Here is a 19560-nt window from a genome sequence, read left to right on the forward strand (position 1 = left end):
GAAGTGTTTTTACTATTAAAATAGTGCAACATTTGAAATTCTTATTCTATAATGTAATATAAAGAGTTATAAAATATAGTGTGCTACATACAAATATGAAGACGTATAGATGAGGTGGTAAAGTTGAAAAAGAAGAATGTTTCAGCAGAATTGGTAGCTAAAAAAGCGAATGTATCACAATCTACAGTTTCCAGAGTTTTTACACCTGGTAAAAGTGTGTCAGAAGAAACAAAACAAAAAGTGTTAAAAGTTGCCAATGAATTAAATTATAAACCCAATGCTTTAGCTAGAGGTTTAATCACTAACAAATCTAAACTCATTGGTTTAGCTATGAAAAATAAACAGAACCCATTCTATCATGAAGTCTTAGCATTATTTACACAAAAACTGAAACAATTTGGCTATTCTGTACTATTTGTATATACAGAAAATGAAGAAATTCAACAAGAAGAAATTAACCAATTTATTGAGTTTAATGTTGAAGCAATTATTATCACGGATGCAGTTTTATCGTCAGATTTGGTGAAAAAGTTAAAAAGCTCAAATATTCCAGTCATGTTATTTAATAGATATGATGAAACTTTAAATTGTAATTCAGTTTCAAGTGATAATATTTTTGCAGCAAGATCGGTAGCTGAATATTTTTATAATCAAGGATACAAGCACAACTTGTACGTGTCAGGTCAACATAACACCTCTACAAATAGAGATAGATTATATGGATTTAGGCAGTATTTTAGTGAAAAAAAACAAGATATAGATGTGGTTGAGGGAGATTTCACCTTTGAGACAGCGTATAAATCTACATTGAAATATCTAAAGGATGGCAACAGACCTCGAGGTATATTTGGCGCAAATGATATTACAGCACTCGGTGTATTAGAGGCAGTGAAGAAAATGAATATTGAGGTACCTAATGAAATTGAAGTGATAGGATTCGATGATATACGAATGGCTTCATGGCCCAATCATCAGTTGTCTACTTGGTCACAGCCACTGAATGAAATGATCGATGAAACAATTGAAATCCTATTAAAAGATAACTTAGATGAGATAGAACAAAGGAAGTTAAAAGGGAAGTTTAAATTCAGAAAAACAACGAAAACAATTTGACATTTGAAAACGCTTACTATAACATAAAGTGAAATATTTGCATACGTATGCAAAGTTCTTTTTTTGTGTTTAATTGCATGCGCACGCACTGGGAGAGGGGATTTTTAAATGTCTTACAAACTGAAAAATGGTAAAAGCCAAGAAGAAATAAAACAATCTGATGAGAAGGTTAGTCAAATTGTAAGTGATACGATTAAAACGATTGAAGCTGAAGGGGATAAAGCTTTACGCGATTTGTCAGTGAAATTTGATAACTGGAGTCCAGAAAGTTTTAAATTAAGTGACGAAGAAATTGAAAGCATTGTTAATGATATTCCACAACAAGTTAAAGATGATATCGCATTCGCGCAAAATAACATTCAAAGATTTGCTGAAGCTCAAAAAGCTTCCTTACAAGACTTCGAAACAGAAAATTCACCTGGTGTCATACTTGGTCAAAAGAATATACCGGTTGATAGTGTAGGGTGTTATATTCCAGGTGGTAGATATCCGATGATTGCTTCTTCGCATATGAGTATCTTAACTGCCAAGGTTGCTGGGGTGAAACGTGTTATAGCTTGTACACCGCCAATAGATGGTAAAATTCCAGAAACAACTGTATACGCAATGTACAAAGCAGGTGCCGATGAAATTTATATTCTCGGTGGTATTCAAGCCATGGGTGGTATGGCGATAGGTACAGAAACGATAGATTCTGTAGACATGATTGTTGGGCCAGGTAATGCTTTTGTGGCAGAAACGAAACGCCAACTATTTGGCAGAGTCGGTATCGATCTACTCGCGGGACCTACAGAAACATTAGTAATCGCAGATGAAACATCAGAACCTGAAATGATTGCTACAGATATACTGGGTCAAGGGGAACATGGACCCACATCTCCAGGTGCGATTATTTCTACTTCTGAAGCAATTGCTGAAGCAGCTTTAAAAGAGATAGAAAGACAATTACAAACGTTATCAACAGCTGATATTGCAAGTGAATCTTGGGAAAATTATGGGCAAGTGATTATTGTGAAAGATGAAGCAGAAGCTGTAATAGAAGCGAATAAACTCGCTTTTGAACATGTTGAAGTATTAACTAAAGAACCAGACTACTTTTTAAATCATTTAACAAATTATGGCGCGCTATTCCTAGGTCCAGAAACAAACGTAGCTTATGGCGATAAAGTCATTGGTACGAATCACACACTACCTACTAAAAAAGCAGCACGTTATACAGGGGGCTTATGGGTAGGTAAATTTATTAAAACAGTGACTTATCAACGTATTACATCTGAAGACCAAAGTGCAGTTATGGGTGAGTATGCAGCGAGACTATGCGGTTATGAGAATTTCGCGGGACACGCAGAACAAGCATTATTACGTGTAAGAAAGTATGGAGATAAAGGAAATAAATAAAACCGTTTATGTTCTAAAGGGGGACATACTTATATGTTAGGTGTTATAGGATTAGTTGGTGGGTTAGTTATTTTAACTATTCTAGTAATGAGAGGCGTGAATCTATTAATCGCAGCGCCTTTATCTGCGTTGTTTGTTGGCGTTTTAAATGGTTTACCGTTATTTTCTCAACTTGCTACAGGTAAGGAAATGGATTTTGTTACAAGTTATATGGATGGATTTTCTGGTTTTGTGACATCTTGGTATTTAATGTTTTTAACTGGAGCAATTTTTGGAAAAGTCATGGAAGATAGTGGTGCTGCAGAAAGTGTATCACATTGGATTATTAAAAAAGTAGGTATGAAAAGAGCCGTTTTGGCAATTGTACTAGCCTGTGGTGTATTGACCTATGGCGGGGTTAGTCTATTTGTAGTCGCCTTCGCTGTTTATCCGATGGCTGTAAATTTATTTAAGGAATCTGATTTTCCAAGAAGATTTATTCCGGCTACTTTAGCTTTAGGTTCCACTACATTTACAATGACTTCAGCTGGGTCTCCAGAAATACAAAACTGGATACCAATACCATACTTACATACAAGTCCATATGCAGGGTGGACTGTTAGTATCATCACTGCATTGTTTATGTTAGTTGCAGGTTATCTATGGTTGATGCACATGATTAAAAAAGCAAAACGAAAAGGTGAATATTTTATTAGTAGAACAGGGGATCAAATGGAAGATAGGAATAAACTACCTAATCCATTTTTAAGTATGATTCCATTATTTATTGTGTTGTTAGTATCATTTTTCTTACATGACACGTTAGAACAATCAGCGCTAATAGTCGCTTTAACGAGTGGTATCATCGCAACGTGGTTATTGAATAAAAGTTATTTTAAAGATTTTTGGAAAGCAGTCGGAAATGGTACTGAAGGTGCATTGATTGCGTTAGGTAATACGTCAGCAGTTGTAGGTTTTGGTGGTGTTGCTAAAGTGACACCAGCTTTTAATGACGCTATTGATTACGTTACGAATTTGCCAGGTTCTCCCCTAATTACAGGTGCATTTGCGGTCATGGTTATCGCCGGCTTAACCGGTTCGTCCTCTGGTGGACAATCGATAGCCTTACCTATATTAGCACCACATTATTTAGATATGGGTGTAGATGCTGATGCAATGCATAGAACTGTTTCGATGTCTTCAGGCACGTTAGATTCACTGCCACATGGTGGGTATACCGTAACGACGATTCGTTCTATCGCAGGCGAAACACATAAAGATGCATATGGAGCGTTCGGAGCTATGACAGTCGTTGTTCCGCTCGTAGCAGTGATTATCGCAATCGGTCTATTTATGTTAGGTCTATAAAATTATTTGAAAAGTTACTGATATAAATAAATTAAAAAAGTTTAGCCAAGAGAGGTGTAATGATGGAGAATATTGCTGTATTAGGTAGTGGAACGATGGGACATTCAATCGCTCTATCCGTTGCTTGGGCGAATTATAAAGTGAAAGTTTACAGCATCAATCTAGAAGATTTAAAAAGAGCTGAAACAGAAATTGATAAAAAGGTACTGTTATTATATAAAAATGATTTAATTAGTGACGTTCAAATGCAAAACATCAAAAATAATATTACCTTAGACACAGATGTTGAAGCGGTAGTGGAAGACACTACATTTATCATAGAGGCTGCGCCAGAAGATTTAACTATTAAAAGTGAACTATATGAAAAATTAAATGCTTTATTAGATGAAAAAACCATATTAGCTAGCAATACATCTGGTTTTACATTACAACAATTAACTAAAAATTATAAATTTCCCAATCATTTTATCATCACACATTTTTGGAATCCCGCACATTTAGTTCCATTAGTAGAAATTGTGAAAAATGAAGACACAGATATTGAAACTGTTGCACGTACTGAAAATGTAATTAATGCTATAGGCAAAAAGCCGATATTAATACAAAAAGAAATATCAGGATTTATCGGTAATAGATTACAATATGCGCTATTTAGAGAAGCGCAATCATTACTTGATCAAGGTGTAGCGTCTAAGGAAGATATTGATGCCGCAGTAACCTATAGTGTGGGAAGAAGATATCCTGTGGTTGGTCCACTAATGACGGCAGATTTAGGAGGGTTGGATGTTTTTAGTGCCATATCTGATTATTTATTTGAAGATTTAAGTACTGAAAAAGCATCTGGTGAAACTTTGAATAAACATGTTGATAAAGGCAACCTTGGATATAAAACCGGGAAAGGGTTTTATGATTGGGGAGAAAGCAAGTCTCAAGAAATTATTGATAAGCGTGACGAAGTATTGATGTATTTTTTGAAGAAAGATCAAGAAAATAAATAGGATGATTTATAGTGCAAAAAAACTTTAATGATTTAGAAGGTAAGACTGTTATTGTAACTGGTGGCAACCGAGGTATTGGGCAAGAAATTGCAATCGATTTCGCTCAGCTAGGTGCCAACGTAATCGTTATAGCTAGAGATAAAGATTCATTAGATAAAACGTTAGATATACTGAATGAATCTAGTGGGCAACATACGGTTTATGCGTTGGATATGACTCAAATTGATCAACTTTCAAAAGTAATAGACGATATTATTTCAATATATGAAAAAATTGATGTACTCGTGAATAATGCTGGAATAAATATAAGTAAAACTGCATTTGAAATTGAGGAAAATGATTGGGAAAACGTATTAGATATTAATTTAAAATCATTGTTTTTTATCTCTAAGTTTGTTGGAAAATACATGGCACAAGAACAGCGTGGAAAAATTGTGAATATGGCATCACAAGTTGGTTTTGTTGGTTATTTTGATAGAGCACCATATGCTTCAAGCAAAGGTGGTGTGATTCAACTAACAAAAGCACTTGCTATTGAGTGGGCAAAATACAATATCAACGTTAACGCAATTGCTCCAACATTTGTAGAAACAGAATTAACAGAGAAGATGTTCAAGAATGAAGCGTTTAAAGAAGACGTATTGGATCGTATCTTATTTCATAAAATGCCAAAACCTACAGATATTTCAGGCGCAGTCATATATTTAAGTTCACAATTATCAAATTTTGTTACAGGTGAAACAATCAAAATAGACGGCGGTTGGACAGCGATTTAGTTATCTACTAATCCTATATAAACTAAATTTCTATTATAGAAAAAACCAAAAACACTTTCGTAATAATATAGATTACGAAAGTGTTTTTGATTTTGGTAAGTTGAATGTTTTAAAGTTATTAATTAAATAAAGTAAGTAGCATATTATTTAATGAGAAAAAGATTATAACATTATAATGATTGCGCTTACAAACATTATAATGTTATAATCTTTTGCAAGAGGTGAGCTAATGTGAAAAGTTCAGGAATTATTAAAAATATCGCTACTTTAGACAATCAACGAGTTGATATTTTGCTCAATAACGGTGTAATAGAAAAAGTTTCAAAAGGAAATATTTTAGAAGGTCATAACCTTTTTGATGGTTCAAATTCTTTTGTATCAACCGGTTGGATTGATTTGCATGTACATGCTTTTTCAGATTTCAGTCCTTACGGAGATGAAATTGATGAGATTGGAGTAAAGCAAGGTGTTAATACGATAGTAGATGCAGGTAGTTGTGGTGCAGATAGAGTTAGTGAACTATACGAGAGAGCACAAAGCAGCCAAACAAATGTATTTTCATTTTTAAATATTTCTAAAATTGGCCTAGAAAGAATAGACGAATTATCAAATTTAGAATGGATAGATATGAGAACGTGTATTGAAGCTGCTGAAGAATATAAAGATATGATAATCGGGTTAAAGGCACGTATAAGTAGTAGCGTGCTTAAAGGGAATGGGACAATTCCATTAGAAAGAGCAGTAGAAATAAGTGAACAATTAAAATTACCAATTATGACTCATATTGGTTCAGCACCCCCTAAAATTCAGGAGGTTATCCCTTTACTTAGAAAAGGAGATGTCATTACTCATTTTTTGAATGGTAAATCTAATAATTTATTTGATGAAAAAGGTAATGCGTTAACAGTCTTAAAAGATGCCATAAGACGAGGTGTGAATTTAGATGTTGGTCATGGTAATGCCAGTTTTTCATTTGAAGTCGCTCAGCAAGCTCAACGAAATAATATACATTTCGATAGTATAAGTTCAGATATTTATAAAAAAAATAGATTAGAAGGACCAGTATTTAGTTTATCTAATGTACTAACTAAATTCTTGTATCTTGGTTACACATTAGATGAAATTATCAAGGCAGTAACAGAAAAACCTGCTGAAATAATAAATAAACCTAAATTGGCAGAGTTTAAAGAAGGAATAACTGCAAATTTAACTATATTTGATGTTACTGATACAGAACAAAGTCTAATAGATTCTCATGAGCACGAAGTTACAACAAATAAAGTTATTAAAGAAAGAGGTGTGGTAGCAAATGGCAAATTCATTGAATTATAAGTATGGTTTGAAACAAGTCATAAACGCAAGTGGGAGAATGAGTATTCTAGGTGTGTCTTCACCTACAAATTCCGTAATGGACGCAATGAAATTTGGAGGACAAAATTATGTGGAAATTGCAGAATTAGTTGATAAATCTGGTGAATACATTGCAAATAAAATTAATGCTGAAGATGCTGTCGTTGTAAACTCAGCTTCTAGTGGCATTGCGTTATCTATTGCAGGAATTGTTACTGAGGGTAATGAGCGTAAGAGTCAAAGATTGCATAATGAAAAAATAGATAGAAATGAAGTAATTTTATTTAAAGGACATAATGTCCAATATGGTGCACCTATCGAAACTATGGTTTATCTAGGAGGAGGGTGCACTGTTGAAGTAGGTTATGCAAACGAAGGTAGAGACAAACATGTCAAAGAAGCAATAAGTGAAAACACGGCAGCTATTTTATATGTTAAATCTCATCACGCTGTGCAAAAAAATATGGCATCAGTCGAAGAAATATATGAAGTAGCACAAAGTCATAATATCCCGTTAATTGTCGATGCAGCAGCTGAAGAAGACTTAGAAAAATACATCCAATGTTCTGATTTGGTCATATTTAGTGGTTCAAAAGCAATTCAAGGACCAACTACTGGTATTGTTGCTGGTAAAAAAGCGCTCATTGAATCGGTTAAAGTTCAATTACATTTTATTGGACGCAGTATGAAAGTAGGAAAAGAGTCGACTTTTGGATTACTACAAGCTTTAGATGAATACTTTGATAAAGTAGATAATTCCAAAAAAGAAAAAAATGAACTAAAAAAACTAGAATCATTAAATAATTATGAAGGTATAAAATTAGAGATTGTTCAAGATGAAGCGGGCAGAGAAATATATAGAACACGCGTACATGTGAATCCATCTACTCTAAATTTATCAGCAGAATTATTCTCTGAAAAACTAAAAACAGCTGATATTGCTATATATACGCGAGATTATGGTGTTAAACAAGGGTTTTTCGATATTGATCCTAGACCATTAAAGCAAGGGGAAATTGAAATTATTTATGAAACAATTATTGAAATCCTGGAGGGAGTTATTTAATGAAAATTTTAGAAAGATTTTATAAAGATAGAGTAGCTTTGAACGTATTAGCTAAAGGTGAAGAAAATATAAAAGAAGTATTTCATGCAGCAGATAAAAATGTGGTGATAGGGGTCTTATCAAAAGATTATGATAGCGTAAATTCTGCTGTGAAAGCTATGAGTCAATTTGGCAATGAGGTAGATGATGCAATATCAATAGGACTAGGTGCTGGTGATAGTAGACAAGCAAAAGTGGTAGCTGATATTGCTAAATTCTATCAAGGATCACATATCAATCAAGTGTTTACAAGCGTTGGACAAACAACAGCTAACAGCGATGAAAATACTTGGGTTAATGCTTTAGTGTCTCCTACAGGACAACCCGGGTACGTTAATATTTCTACGGGGCCTGTAAGTAGTGATGGCGTCGAGAAAGCGAACATCCCAATTCAAGCAGCAATTAATTTAATTAAGGATATGGGGGGTTCATCAATCAAATTCTTTCCTATGAAAGGTTTAGCTACGGTTGAAGAGTATAAAGCAGTGGCTCAAGCATGTGGAGAAGCTGAATTTGGTTTAGAACCAACAGGTGGTATTACAAAAGAAAATTTTGAAGAAATAGTAAAAATCGCATTAGAATATAATGTTCCTAAAATCATTCCACATGTATATTCTTCTATTATTGATAAAGATACAGGACTAACAAATATAGAAGATGTCGAATGGCTAACATATAAAATAAAACAATTAGTTGATGCTTATGAGTAAACACATTGCAGCTTATGGAGAAATAATGATGCGATTATAGGTGCCTGATAATTTACTATTAAGACAAGCTGAAAACTTAAAATACTCTTTTACTGGCACAGGTGTTAATGTAACAAGTTTATTATCCCAATTTGGATATGATACGAGCTTGATTAGTGCAGTACCTGATAATGCTATTGGAACAGCAGCTATTGGGGCAATAAGAAGATTAGGTATTCATAGTGATTTTGTTATTAAAAATAATGATAATTTAGGAATGTATTTTTTGGAGCAAGGATTTGGGAATCGTCCAAGCAATGTAACTTATACCAACAGACAGCAAAGTAGTTTTAATACAACAGATATATCAAAATATAATATTTCCCAGTCACTAGAAGGAATCGATGTTTTGCATATTTGTGGTATATCTTTAGCCATGAACGATTTAACGCAGAATAATATTTTGACTATAGTTAAAATAGCAAAAGAGAAAAGCATTCAAATTGTCTTTGATTGTAACTTTAGGCCTTCATTATGGGAAAATAATGGTAATCAACGTGCTAAACCTTACTATGAAAGTATTTTAACAGAAGCAGACATCGTGCTCATGAGTGAAAAAGATGCAATTAATACTTTGAATTTAACAACAAGCAAAGAAACAAAAGAAGAACAACTAGAAGAATTATTACCGATTGTTGCTAATAAATTTGATATAAACATTATCGCTGGAACTATAAGAACGATTCAAGGCAGTAATCAAAATAATATCAAAGGTTATTTATTTAAAGATAAAAGAATGTATTACTCTAAAGCATTCGAAGTTGATATTTTGGACCGAATTGGTACAGGAGATGCGTACACTTGTGGTGTGATGCATGGTGAATTATCAAATATGGATCCTCAAGAAATAGTTTCATTTTCAACGGCATCTTGTGTATTAGCACATACAATATCTGGGGATACACCATTGTTTGATACTGATGATATAATAAAAGTCATAAATGAAGAAAAAAATGATATTGAGAGGTAATTGATTTATGACAAATTTATCATCAGACAAAGGGCCATTATATTTACAAATAAAACAAATTATTGAAGATAGAATTATTCACGGTATATACACTATTGGTAATTATATACCAACCGAAATTGAATTTGAAAAGGAATTTAATGTAAGCAAAGTGACAGTTAGAGCAGCTATTAAAGAATTAGTTACGCTTGGCTACTTAGAGAAAAAAAGTGGCAAAGGCACAACTGTCATTAATCACAAACAATTAAGCAATGTTACTAATAATAAAAACTTCACAGAAAAACTCGTAGAACAAGGGAATCAAATTCAAAAGCTTATAAAAGATATTGTCGTCGAAGAGCATGATAAAAATAGTGAATTATTTCAAATGTTTGGTGAAAAATCCTATAAGATCACGAGAGTTTATTTATTAAATGATACGCCGTATATTCTGTTCAATCATTATTTACCATATCCATTAAACAGTTTGGATAAGTATGGTCAATTAAAACAAAATAATGACCTATCTATTTATAAAATTTTAGAAGATGAAAAAATAGAAATAAAAGATATTGAAGATAACTTCTCTGTTGGTTTTGATGCACAGGCTACGTCTTATTTGAACCTTAATCCATCTGAGCCATTACTTGTAAGAGAAAGGATATCTTATTCAACACTAAACAATATAGTTGAATATAGTATCGGTTATTATAATAGTAAATTGGAGAAATACAGTATCAGTTTAAAAGAATAGACAAACTCTTGTGACTTGTTGGTAGCGCTAACATAACTGGGGGAACGAAAATGGATTCTAATATATATTTATTAATCATTACGCTACTTTCAATCGTTATTGTCATATTAGGTGTTGCATGGTGGAAATGGCATGCGTTTATAAGTTTAACTGTAGCAGGATTATTCTTAGCTATTATGGCAGGTTTATCTCCTGAAAAAATTGTCACAGCATATGAAACTGGTGTCGGAGATGTATTAGGACATTTAGTAGGTATCTTAGCATTAGGTACAATTTTAGGTAAATTAATGTCTGACTCTGGTGCTGGTATGCAAATATCGGATTACTTAGTGAAAGCGTTAGGCTATAAAAAATTACCATGGGCAATGATGTTATCAGGATTTATTATTGGTATACCTGTATTTTTTGAAGTAGGGATTGTAATTTTATTACCATTAGTGATTTCAATTCATAAAACAACTAAAACAAATATATTACTAATAGCGATTCCGTTATTAGCAGGTTTATCAATTGTGCATGGGATCGTACCACCACATCCTGGTGCTATGACAGCAATCGGCATATATGAAGCTGATTTAGGAAAAGTGTTGTTATATTCACTAATCATTGCGTTACCAACTGCAATTATTGCAGGTCCAATTTTTGGTAAGTTTATTAGTAAACGAGTTATACCGGAAAATCCACCAAATATTATTAAAGTAAATAATAAAACTAAGGGATTACCAAGTGTAGGTATTTCATTTTTAGTTATCATTTTACCAGTACTACTCATGTTACTATCTATAATTACACCTTACTTAGGAGAAATTCCTAGCATAATAAAAAACTCATTAATATTTATAGGAAGTCCTGTGATAGCATTATTAATTTCTTGTTTTGCCGCTTTCTATCTATTAGGGTTTAAGCAAGGTATGACGAAAAATGTAATTAAAGATTTAGTAGAAGAATGTATTTTACCGATTGGCTCTATTATTTTAATTATCGGTGCTGGTGGCGGTTTTAAAGAAATACTTATTGAAACAGGTGTGGGGAATACAATTGCACAGATGACAGAACAACTTTCACTGTCGCCATTACTCTTAGCTTTCTTAGTAGCAGGTTTAATACGTGTCGCTACTGGATCTGCTACGGTTGCTTTAACTACAGCTGCTGGTATCGTATCATCAATTATTCAACATATGTCTGGGGTGAATCTAGAATTACTAGTTATTGCAACTGGTGCAGGCTCTTTAATGTTATCTCATGTAAATGACGCAGGGTTCTGGATGGTTAAAGAATACTTAGGTTTAAATGTCAAAGAGACATTTAAAACGTGGACAGTAATGGAAACATTATTATCATTTGTAGCTTTTGCAATTGCTTTCATCATAGACGGAATTATATAATAGTAAAAATTTTAAATAGAAAGGCCCAATCCATTTTTTTTAATGAATTGGGCCTTTTATTTGAGAACGAAAAATTTATGTTTTAGACTTTTTAAGTTTAACTATAGTGAAAATATCTTCACATAAACTTCGAATTTTAATGTGCTGAGTTATTACTTTGAACTTCTTCTGCATGATTAGAAACTTGTTTATCTTTATCTTTAATCCAAACTTTTTCTAATTCTTCTAGTGTTTTACCTTTTGTTTCTGGAATGAATTTCCATACGAACAGGCCAGCTAGAATACTCATCAGTGCGTAAAATCCGTAAGTCATTGTACCGCTAATTTCCATCATAGATGGGTAAGTAGAAGTGATTGTAAAGTTTGCTAACCATTGTACTGCGACAGCTATTGCCATTGCGCCACTTCTAATTCTGTTAGGGAATATTTCTGATAATAGCACCCAGATAATTGGACCCCAACTCATCATAAATGATGCAGTATATATAACTAAGAATATTAAAGTTCTAATGCCAAACGCGCCATTAGCAGCGAGTGCACTCATTCCGATCATTCCAACTGCCATGCCAGTAGAGCCGATAATTAATAAAGGCTTACGACCAAATTTATCGACATATAATATAGCGATAACGGTGAAGATTACGTTTACTAATCCCATCACAACAGTTTGTATCATTGAGGTATTCTCACCTGCACCTAAATTTTCAAAAATACGAGGTGCATAATATAAAGCCACGTTGATACCGATGAATTGTTGGAAGATAGATAATAGAATACCGATAATAATCACAGTTTTACCAAAACTAAATAATGGTGCTTTTACATCTGTTAATTTATTTTTAGTTGATAAGATATCGTTTAAAACGTTTTGTGCATGATTTTTAGAAGAGTATATTCTATTTAATACTGTAAGTGCTTCGGTGTTTCTATTATTTAAAGATAAATACCTTGGTGTTTCAGGTACTAAAAATAATAAAAAGAAAAATGCAAGTGCTGGTATTGCTTCAGTCATAAACATGTAACGCCATCCGATTAGTTCAATCCAACTTTGAGATTGACCAAAAGTAATACCGTAGTTCACAAAATAAACAACTAACATACCAAATATAATAGCGAATTGGTTCCATGAAACAAGTCTTCCTCTTATAGAAGAAGGGGCAATTTCACTAATATACATTGGAGATATTGCAGAGGCTAATCCTACACCAATACCACCGATGACACGATATAGATTAAATGTTATCAGTAAACCAAGACTAGATTCACCCGGTTCAAAAAATAAAAACTCAGGATAGCCTGATAAAAGCGCAGAAACTATAAATAAAATAGCTGCTACTTGTAATGATTTTTTACGACTGAGCCGACTTGAGAAAATTGAAGATAACAAGCCACCAATAATACAGCCGATTAAGGCACTAGAAACTGTAATACCATGGACAAAGCTACCGTAATCTTTAGTTAAATATTTCTGGAGGGATTGTTCAGCCCCAGAAATAACTGCAGTGTCATAGCCGAATAACAACCCGCCAAGCGTTGCGATTAAAGCTATTTTAAAGATAAACTTCTTATTATTATAAGTTGACATATATCCATCCCCTTGATAAATCACTTAAATTTACTTAGTTTTTGAGTTACTGGTTGTGTAGCGTCATAGATTGTTTTATAAATATCAAATAAGTTGTGGTATGATTTACTATTTTCTTCAATAGGAGATACTTTTTGATTATATGTAATCCATGATTGACTCATTTCATTGAAAGTATCAAACCACGATTCACCCATGGCGGCTAACATCGCTGCACCATAAGCTGGACCTTGTTCTTCAGTTCTTGTGGTAATTGCTGCATCGAAAACATCTGCTTGGATTTGGAGCCACTCATGATTTTTTGCGCCGCCCCCGATAGAAACAATTTCCTTAATGTTAATACCGTTGTTTTTCATAATTTGAATGCTTTCATTTATAGAATATGTGATACCTTCGATAACAGAACGTTTCATATCGAGTTGTGTGGTATTCGCATCCAAGCCGATAAAGCTGCCTCTAACTGCCGCGTCATTATGTGGTGTACGTTCACCGAGTAAATAAGGTGTGTACATTAATCCATTAGATCCAACATCAGAATCAGAAATCGCTTTTAAGAATGCAGCAAAATCTGCATCAGGGTCTAGTAGTTGTTTTAACCATTCCAGACTATAACCAGCGGATAAAGTAACCCCCATAATGTATTTTTGGTCAGGTACACAGTGATTAAAGTAATGCACATTGCCATCATTTTCATAGTCAGCATTATTTTCAATAGATAGTGCGACGCCAGAAGTACCAATACTTACCAATTGTTTTTGTTCATCTGTGATACCAGAGCCTAAAGCGCCACATGCGTTATCTGCGCCCCCTTGATAGACATTGATATCCCAATCGATATTTAAAGCTTTTTTCACATCTTCAGTTAATTGACCACTTTTTTGATGAGAAGCAATGATATCTGGACAAATAGATGCGTCAATATCTAAACTATTTAGTAGTTCGGTAGACCAATTTTCTTCTTTCACGCTAAACATAATTGTACCTGCAGCGTCTGAAGGTTCTGTAAAAATGTTGCCAGTTAATTTATAAACGATATAATCTTTTGGCAACATGAATTTATGGATTTTGTTGTAATTATCAATTTCATTATTTTTCAGCCACATTAGTTTAGGTAATGTAAATCCTTCTAATACAGTGTTTTGTGTGAATTTCAGTAGTGCGTCGAGACCTAATTTATTTTTGATTTCATCAACTTCATTAGAAGTACGTGTATCATTCCATAAAATAGCAGGTCTAATGACTGCACCAGCTTGATCAATAACCACTAGGCCATGCATTTGACCTGAAAAACTAATACCAGTGATTTCTTTTTGTGCATATTTGTTTAATAAATGTTTTAAACTCTCAATTGTTGCGTCATACCATAAATCTGGATTCATTTCACTGTATCCAGATTTAGGATGCAGCGTATGATAAGAGACGCTGTATGAATCTACAACGTCTCCATTTTTATTAACAACAATAGACTTTAAGGAACTTGTACCAATATCTATACCGATTACATAAGTCATTTTTATCAGTCTCCATTATTAATGTTTAAAATATATTGATTCATTTGAGCTTTAATTACTTCTAAACGATCAGAAGTGTTATCAATCTCATTAATGTTGAAAGCATATTCCTCTAATTCTTTAAATGAAGTGTTACCTTCAACTATTTTTTTACCAATACCTTCAGCAAAAGATTTATATTTTTCATCTACAATGTTTTCAAAGAAATTATCTTCAATCATTTTGTGTGCTACTTTTAAACCAAGTGCAAATGTATCCATACCAGCGATATGCGTTAAAACTAAATCTTCTTGTTTGAATGAAGTTCTTCTCGGTTTAGCATCAAAGTTTAAACCGCCTGGATTTAAACCACCATTCCGCCCCAGAAAACAAAGTTTTCAGCGCCTAACTTTTTAGCGATTTCTAATGATTTCTTAACTTTTGCAGCGGCATATGCGAAAACTTCAGCGTTAGAAGAAGTTGCTGCACCATGTACAAAACGTTCGTGTGTAAAGTTGTTTGTCGTATTCCAAAGTAATTTTTTACCAGTTTGATCCATTTTTTCTTTAATAAGGTCTACAATGATATCTAAATTTTCATTAGATTCTTTTAATGTTTCACCTTCTGGAGCGATATCTATATCGTGGAAACAGAAATAATCAATACGTGTTTTTTCCATAAATTCGAAAATCGCATCAACTCTTGCTTTAGCTTTGTCCATGTCGTTTAAGTTATCCCAATCACGTTCAGCCGTACCAACGCCGAATGGGTCAGATAAGTCAGCTGTAAATGTATGCCAATAAGCCACACCAAATCTTAGGTGTTCTGCCATTGTTTTGTCGCCTACTTTTTCTTCGGGATTATAATATTTAAAACTAAAAACATTATTTGATTTAGGTCCTTCGTAATTTACTTTATCAATATTGAAATATGTCATGATAATCCTCCTATAACTAGTTGGTTAGTTTATTAAACAAACTAACTTTAGAGATAATATAGCACGGAAAATTATTTTTGTAAACGCTTTCTAAAATATTTCAAAAAATAACCCCTCTACAAAAATGTAAAAGGGTGTGTTTGTTTAGTTAGATTTTAATTGAATATCATCAATGTTTAATAATTTCTGCATAATTGCGATTGAGCCACCTAATAAGGTTGCGTGTTTCACATTCGTAGTAAGGTTGAGTTGTACGGAGTGAGTCGAATATTGATCTAGCTGTGTTTTAATCGAATCTAAAATAACAGGTAATTCATTGATTAATGTGCAGTTAACATAAATCATATCCGGATTAAATTGTGTATTTAAATTGTGAACTAATACTGCAATTTTGGTTGTAAAATATTCGATTTCTTGAATAACAATATCGTTATGTTGATGGTAAAGTTCAATAAGTTCTGGAAGTGATATATTTCGTTCAAATTGATTACTAATACTTTGAATTAATGCTTCTTGGGAGCAAATATTTTCAATTGTGTTGTATGTTTCATCGCTTTGAAGTACGAGCGTTTTACCGATTTCGCCAGCTTCGCCATTAGAGCCACGATATAATTTTTTATCGATGATTAAACCTGCACCAATGCCTTTGTGAATACTTAGAGCAATTAAATTTCTCATTTCTGAATTACTATGGATGCTTCTTTCATAAATTGCTGATAAGTTTGCTTCGTTTTCAATAATTACTGGAACTTGAGTCAGTGATCTTAACTCATCTGTAATGGAAATACCTTCACTTTCATGGAAGGGAAGGTGAATAATAGCTTGATTGTGATCTACAATACCGTGAATTGAGACAGACATACCCAACAAGCCATAGGAAGTATCATAACTTTCAGAAGTAGGTATATTTGTTTTTAATATAGCCAAGATACTACTCACTTTTTTGTCAGGTAAGCTATATGATTCATGTTTTAACACGGTACCATCAAAATAATTGTACATTAATTCTACAGAGCTATATGTTAAATCCATAGAAATATAATAACCATAATTTTTATTGATTTTTAGGAGGATTGGTTTGCGTCCGCCGCTTTTCGTACTATTACCTTCGCCCACTTCAATGACTAAGGATTTCTTTTTCAAAGCGTTTAATATATTAGAAATAGTAGCTTTATTGATTTCTAAATTCTTAGATATTTGAGTGCGTGAAATATTATGATTGTTGAAGATTTGTTTTAATACGCGTCTTTCGTTCATACTGATTTTTAAATTATTTTCCATTTTTTATTACCTCATATAAGTTTAAACAGGGTTTAAATGCGATTTTTGTCTAATATTACAACAGTGTAACACATTGCTCCAAAGTTATAGATTATAGATAAAGTTATGTTAGCGAGTAATATTAGTGATACATGTCTTATATTATATATTATAGTAGAGAGATTTAAAAAATGGTAATTGAAGATAAGATAAAACACAAAAATCATCTAAACATTTAAATGTTTAGATGATTTTATAGTGTCGACAAGATCTCCGACTTTGTTGGCAATCATTATATGCACGCTTTCCACGGGCACAGTCTTGTAGTATCCAGCTAGTACTTTGAGCCGGCTCAAATCACTGTCATTCTTAAAAATACATTATAACCAATTATTCATTGTGATGTTTTAAGTTAATATTCTAAGCGTTTGAACAGTTTTAAACCTGCGAGATAACATAAGATAGAGTAAACGAGTGTTATTAAAATAATAATTACGAGTTTAGTAAAGAATTCATTGATATTATTTGCTTCTTCATAACTGTTAGGAAAGAAGTATTTAAATCCATGAATGAGCGGGGCAGCAGACATTATCATTAATAATATCACGACGCCAAGTATGTTAAAACCTGTTGAGAGTTTCATAGATAACATGATTCCAAAGAAAACAGCTATTAATGTAATCCCATAGACACCTATAATGCCTAAAATATCACTGTAGTTAATACTCGCAGAAGATGATAAAAAATCTCCCGAAGCATAATTGAATTTAATAATGTATGTAAAATATAAAACTTGAGAAGCAATGAACAATAGGATGAAATAAATAACATACATAGATAATAAAGCAGCTATTTTAGAGTTATAGAGATATGTACGGCTAATATCTTTATAAAAAATTAAACGACCAGATTCATATTCTTCATAAAAAAGAAAACTAATAAAATATGTAACTAAAATTAATGGTACAGCAAATTGTGATTGAGCAGCTAAAACGCCATAATAGAAATCTAGTCCGGTGAGTCCATTTGTTTCTCCATTAATTTGCATAAAGTTAGTAGGGAGGATGAGTGTAATTAAATATAAAAATGGATAAAGTGCAATTAAGTAAAAAATTAAAGCTGAATTGCGAGTGGATATATTACAAAATATATGTTTAGTAAGCATTTTCTCACTGCCTTTCAAATTCATCATAATGGTGATATAAATTATCTTGTTCGCTGACTGTATTTATTAATGTGTAATGATTAACTACATATTTCATAATATCGTTATACTCCGCAGAATCGATTTCAATAGAAATTTCATTCATAGAAATATTTTTGATTGTTGTAAATAGGTCTAATAATTCTTGTCTATGCTCAGGATAAATTTGTTCCTTAACTACAATTTTTAAAGCTTGGTCTTTGTTGTAATCAATATGATGAAGTTTGCCATTTTTTATAATCACGAATTTATCACAAACCTCGGATAATTCATTTAACTGGTGACTTGAAATAAGAAGTGCAATGTTTCTTTCTTCCACCCATGTTCTTAAAGCGCTAATGAGCGTTTTAACACCGTCAGGATCGAGACCAACAAATGGCTCATCCATAATTGCTAATTCAGGTTCATCTAGTAAACACATCGCCAAAGATAACCTTTGTTTCATACCAAAGGAAAAGTCTTTCACTTTTTTATTTTTAGTATGTGCAAGTCCAACAAGTTCTAGAACATTATCGATATTATCAAGATATTTTTCCTTATTATTTACTTTTAAGTAGTAAATTAAATTTTTTTTGGCGGAAAAGTGTTTGAAATAAACTGTATCAATCATAATGCCTACGTTTTTCATAACGTTATTATTTTTAAAAATATCTATACCATTTAAAGTGATAGATCCTGAAGTTGGTTTTTTAGACTTAGCAATAATTTTCATTAATGTAGTCTTACCAGCGCCATTTTTACCGATTAATCCAATAATATCGCCTTTATTAATCGTTAAAGAAACACCATCAAGCACATTAAATTCAGAATCTTTAAAGCGTTTATAAAGATTATCTATTTCAAGCATAATTACTACCTCCCTTTGTATAATAAAAATATCAGGTTTCATGATATTGAGAATAAAAGATAAAATTAAGTTTACTTAACTAGTATTAATCTATAAATAACATGTTTAAGGTTAATATAATGAATATATAAGGGGTGGTCAATATATATAAATACATATTTTATGAACAAATTATGTATGATGAATGCAATTAATTTATCAAATTTATATATTTTTCAGAATAAAACGCAACCTAGAAATATCAATATGTACTTCTATTAAACTGAGCTAAGCTACCATAGAGATATTTTTAGATTTCGCTAATATTTTATGA

At 32.5% G+C, this 19560-nt stretch carries 16 protein-coding genes and 1 pseudogene; 11 read left to right on the forward strand and 6 right to left on the reverse strand.

Annotated features, from left to right (window positions below):
- Positions 1 to 123 precede the first annotated feature (123 nt).
- The 11 genes from ACP3TL_RS12730 (at position 124) to ACP3TL_RS12780 (ending at position 11924) form a co-directional block, all read left to right on the forward strand.
- Entirely contained in the window at positions 124 to 1113 is a 990-nt protein-coding gene (locus tag ACP3TL_RS12730) for a LacI family DNA-binding transcriptional regulator (RefSeq protein ID WP_069832752.1), read from the forward strand.
- A 108-nt stretch (positions 1114 to 1221) separates the two neighbouring features.
- The gene (gene hisD / locus ACP3TL_RS12735) at positions 1222 to 2511 is read left to right on the forward strand and encodes a histidinol dehydrogenase (RefSeq protein WP_069818097.1); all 1290 of its coding nucleotides are present in this window, start codon (positions 1222 to 1224) and stop codon (positions 2509 to 2511) included.
- Positions 2512 to 2544: 33 nt separating this feature from the next.
- Positions 2545 to 3858, forward strand: coding sequence for a GntP family permease (locus tag ACP3TL_RS12740; protein ID WP_069818098.1), 1314 nt, complete (start codon positions 2545 to 2547; stop codon positions 3856 to 3858).
- 62 nt (positions 3859 to 3920) lie between these two features.
- Positions 3921 to 4856 (forward strand): 3-hydroxyacyl-CoA dehydrogenase family protein, encoded by a 936-nt coding sequence (locus ACP3TL_RS12745; RefSeq protein ID WP_069832751.1) that lies wholly within the window; start codon positions 3921 to 3923, stop codon positions 4854 to 4856.
- 11 nt (positions 4857 to 4867) lie between these two features.
- Positions 4868 to 5632, forward strand: coding sequence for an SDR family NAD(P)-dependent oxidoreductase (locus tag ACP3TL_RS12750; protein ID WP_285336816.1), 765 nt, complete (start codon positions 4868 to 4870; stop codon positions 5630 to 5632).
- Positions 5633 to 5863: 231 nt separating this feature from the next.
- Entirely contained in the window at positions 5864 to 6964 is a 1101-nt protein-coding gene (locus ACP3TL_RS12755) for an amidohydrolase/deacetylase family metallohydrolase (RefSeq protein ID WP_285336817.1), read from the forward strand.
- Complete coding sequence (locus ACP3TL_RS12760; RefSeq protein ID WP_277575680.1) at positions 6942 to 8048, forward strand: DgaE family pyridoxal phosphate-dependent ammonia lyase; 1107 nt, start codon at positions 6942 to 6944, stop codon at positions 8046 to 8048. The genes ACP3TL_RS12755 and ACP3TL_RS12760 overlap by 23 nt, the downstream gene beginning before the upstream one ends.
- Entirely contained in the window at positions 8048 to 8797 is a 750-nt protein-coding gene (gene dagF / locus ACP3TL_RS12765) for a 2-dehydro-3-deoxy-phosphogluconate aldolase (protein WP_069832747.1), read from the forward strand. Before ACP3TL_RS12760 ends, dagF begins: the two co-directional genes overlap by 1 nt.
- A 40-nt stretch (positions 8798 to 8837) precedes the next feature.
- A complete protein-coding gene (locus ACP3TL_RS12770) occupies positions 8838 to 9806 on the forward strand; it encodes a sugar kinase (protein ID WP_285325866.1) in 969 nt (322 codons plus the stop codon).
- Positions 9807 to 9813: 7 nt separating this feature from the next.
- Complete coding sequence (locus ACP3TL_RS12775; protein WP_069832745.1) at positions 9814 to 10539, forward strand: GntR family transcriptional regulator; 726 nt, start codon at positions 9814 to 9816, stop codon at positions 10537 to 10539.
- A 50-nt stretch (positions 10540 to 10589) separates the two neighbouring features.
- Entirely contained in the window at positions 10590 to 11924 is a 1335-nt protein-coding gene (locus tag ACP3TL_RS12780; RefSeq protein ID WP_285325863.1) for a GntT/GntP/DsdX family permease, read from the forward strand.
- A 136-nt stretch (positions 11925 to 12060) separates the two neighbouring features.
- Here the strand turns inward: ACP3TL_RS12780 and xylE are convergent, their stop codons facing one another.
- The 6 genes and pseudogenes from xylE to ACP3TL_RS12810 form a co-directional block, all read right to left on the reverse strand.
- On the reverse strand, positions 12061 to 13509 hold the full coding sequence (gene xylE / locus ACP3TL_RS12785) for a D-xylose transporter XylE (RefSeq protein ID WP_285336819.1): 1449 nt from the start codon (positions 13507 to 13509) through the stop codon (positions 12061 to 12063).
- A gap of 20 nt (positions 13510 to 13529) precedes the next feature.
- Positions 13530 to 15020, reverse strand: coding sequence for a xylulokinase (gene xylB / locus ACP3TL_RS12790; RefSeq protein ID WP_069832743.1), 1491 nt, complete (start codon positions 15018 to 15020; stop codon positions 13530 to 13532).
- Between the two features lie 5 nt (positions 15021 to 15025).
- Positions 15026 to 15936 (reverse strand): annotated as a pseudogene (locus ACP3TL_RS12795) (apurinic/apyrimidinic endonuclease family protein).
- A 144-nt stretch (positions 15937 to 16080) separates the two neighbouring features.
- Positions 16081 to 17217: an ROK family transcriptional regulator gene (locus tag ACP3TL_RS12800; protein ID WP_069832742.1), complete on the reverse strand. Its 1137-nt coding sequence runs from the start codon at positions 17215 to 17217 to the stop codon at positions 16081 to 16083.
- A gap of 391 nt (positions 17218 to 17608) precedes the next feature.
- Positions 17609 to 18361, reverse strand: coding sequence for an amino acid transporter (locus ACP3TL_RS12805; protein WP_069832741.1), 753 nt, complete (start codon positions 18359 to 18361; stop codon positions 17609 to 17611).
- Between the two features lie 4 nt (positions 18362 to 18365).
- Positions 18366 to 19247: an ABC transporter ATP-binding protein gene (locus ACP3TL_RS12810; protein ID WP_069832740.1), complete on the reverse strand. Its 882-nt coding sequence runs from the start codon at positions 19245 to 19247 to the stop codon at positions 18366 to 18368.
- Positions 19248 to 19560: the final 313 nt, after the last annotated feature.

It is taken from the genome of Staphylococcus caseorum (assembly GCF_049943195.1).
Taxonomy (GTDB): domain Bacteria; phylum Bacillota; class Bacilli; order Staphylococcales; family Staphylococcaceae; genus Staphylococcus; species Staphylococcus equorum_A.

Bases quoted from the DNA above. Each gene is read 5' to 3' on its own strand.
- hisD (WP_069818097.1), top strand. From the start codon at position 1,222: ATGTCTTACAAACTGAAAAATGGTAAAAGCCAAGAAGAAATAAAACAA.
- ACP3TL_RS12775 (WP_069832745.1), top strand. From the start codon at position 9,814: ATGACAAATTTATCATCAGACAAAGGGCCATTATATTTACAAATAAAA.
- dagF (WP_069832747.1), top strand. From the start codon at position 8,048: ATGAAAATTTTAGAAAGATTTTATAAAGATAGAGTAGCTTTGAACGTA.
- ACP3TL_RS12800 (WP_069832742.1), bottom strand. From the start codon at position 17,217: ATGGAAAATAATTTAAAAATCAGTATGAACGAAAGACGCGTATTAAAA.
- ACP3TL_RS12740 (WP_069818098.1), top strand. From the start codon at position 2,545: ATGTTAGGTGTTATAGGATTAGTTGGTGGGTTAGTTATTTTAACTATT.
- ACP3TL_RS12760 (WP_277575680.1), top strand. From the start codon at position 6,942: ATGGCAAATTCATTGAATTATAAGTATGGTTTGAAACAAGTCATAAAC.
- ACP3TL_RS12780 (WP_285325863.1), top strand. From the start codon at position 10,590: ATGGATTCTAATATATATTTATTAATCATTACGCTACTTTCAATCGTT.
- ACP3TL_RS12810 (WP_069832740.1), bottom strand. From the start codon at position 19,247: ATGCTTGAAATAGATAATCTTTATAAACGCTTTAAAGATTCTGAATTT.
- xylB (WP_069832743.1), bottom strand. From the start codon at position 15,020: ATGACTTATGTAATCGGTATAGATATTGGTACAAGTTCCTTAAAGTCT.
- ACP3TL_RS12805 (WP_069832741.1), bottom strand. From the start codon at position 18,361: ATGCTTACTAAACATATATTTTGTAATATATCCACTCGCAATTCAGCT.
- xylE (WP_285336819.1), bottom strand. From the start codon at position 13,509: ATGTCAACTTATAATAATAAGAAGTTTATCTTTAAAATAGCTTTAATC.
- ACP3TL_RS12745 (WP_069832751.1), top strand. From the start codon at position 3,921: ATGGAGAATATTGCTGTATTAGGTAGTGGAACGATGGGACATTCAATC.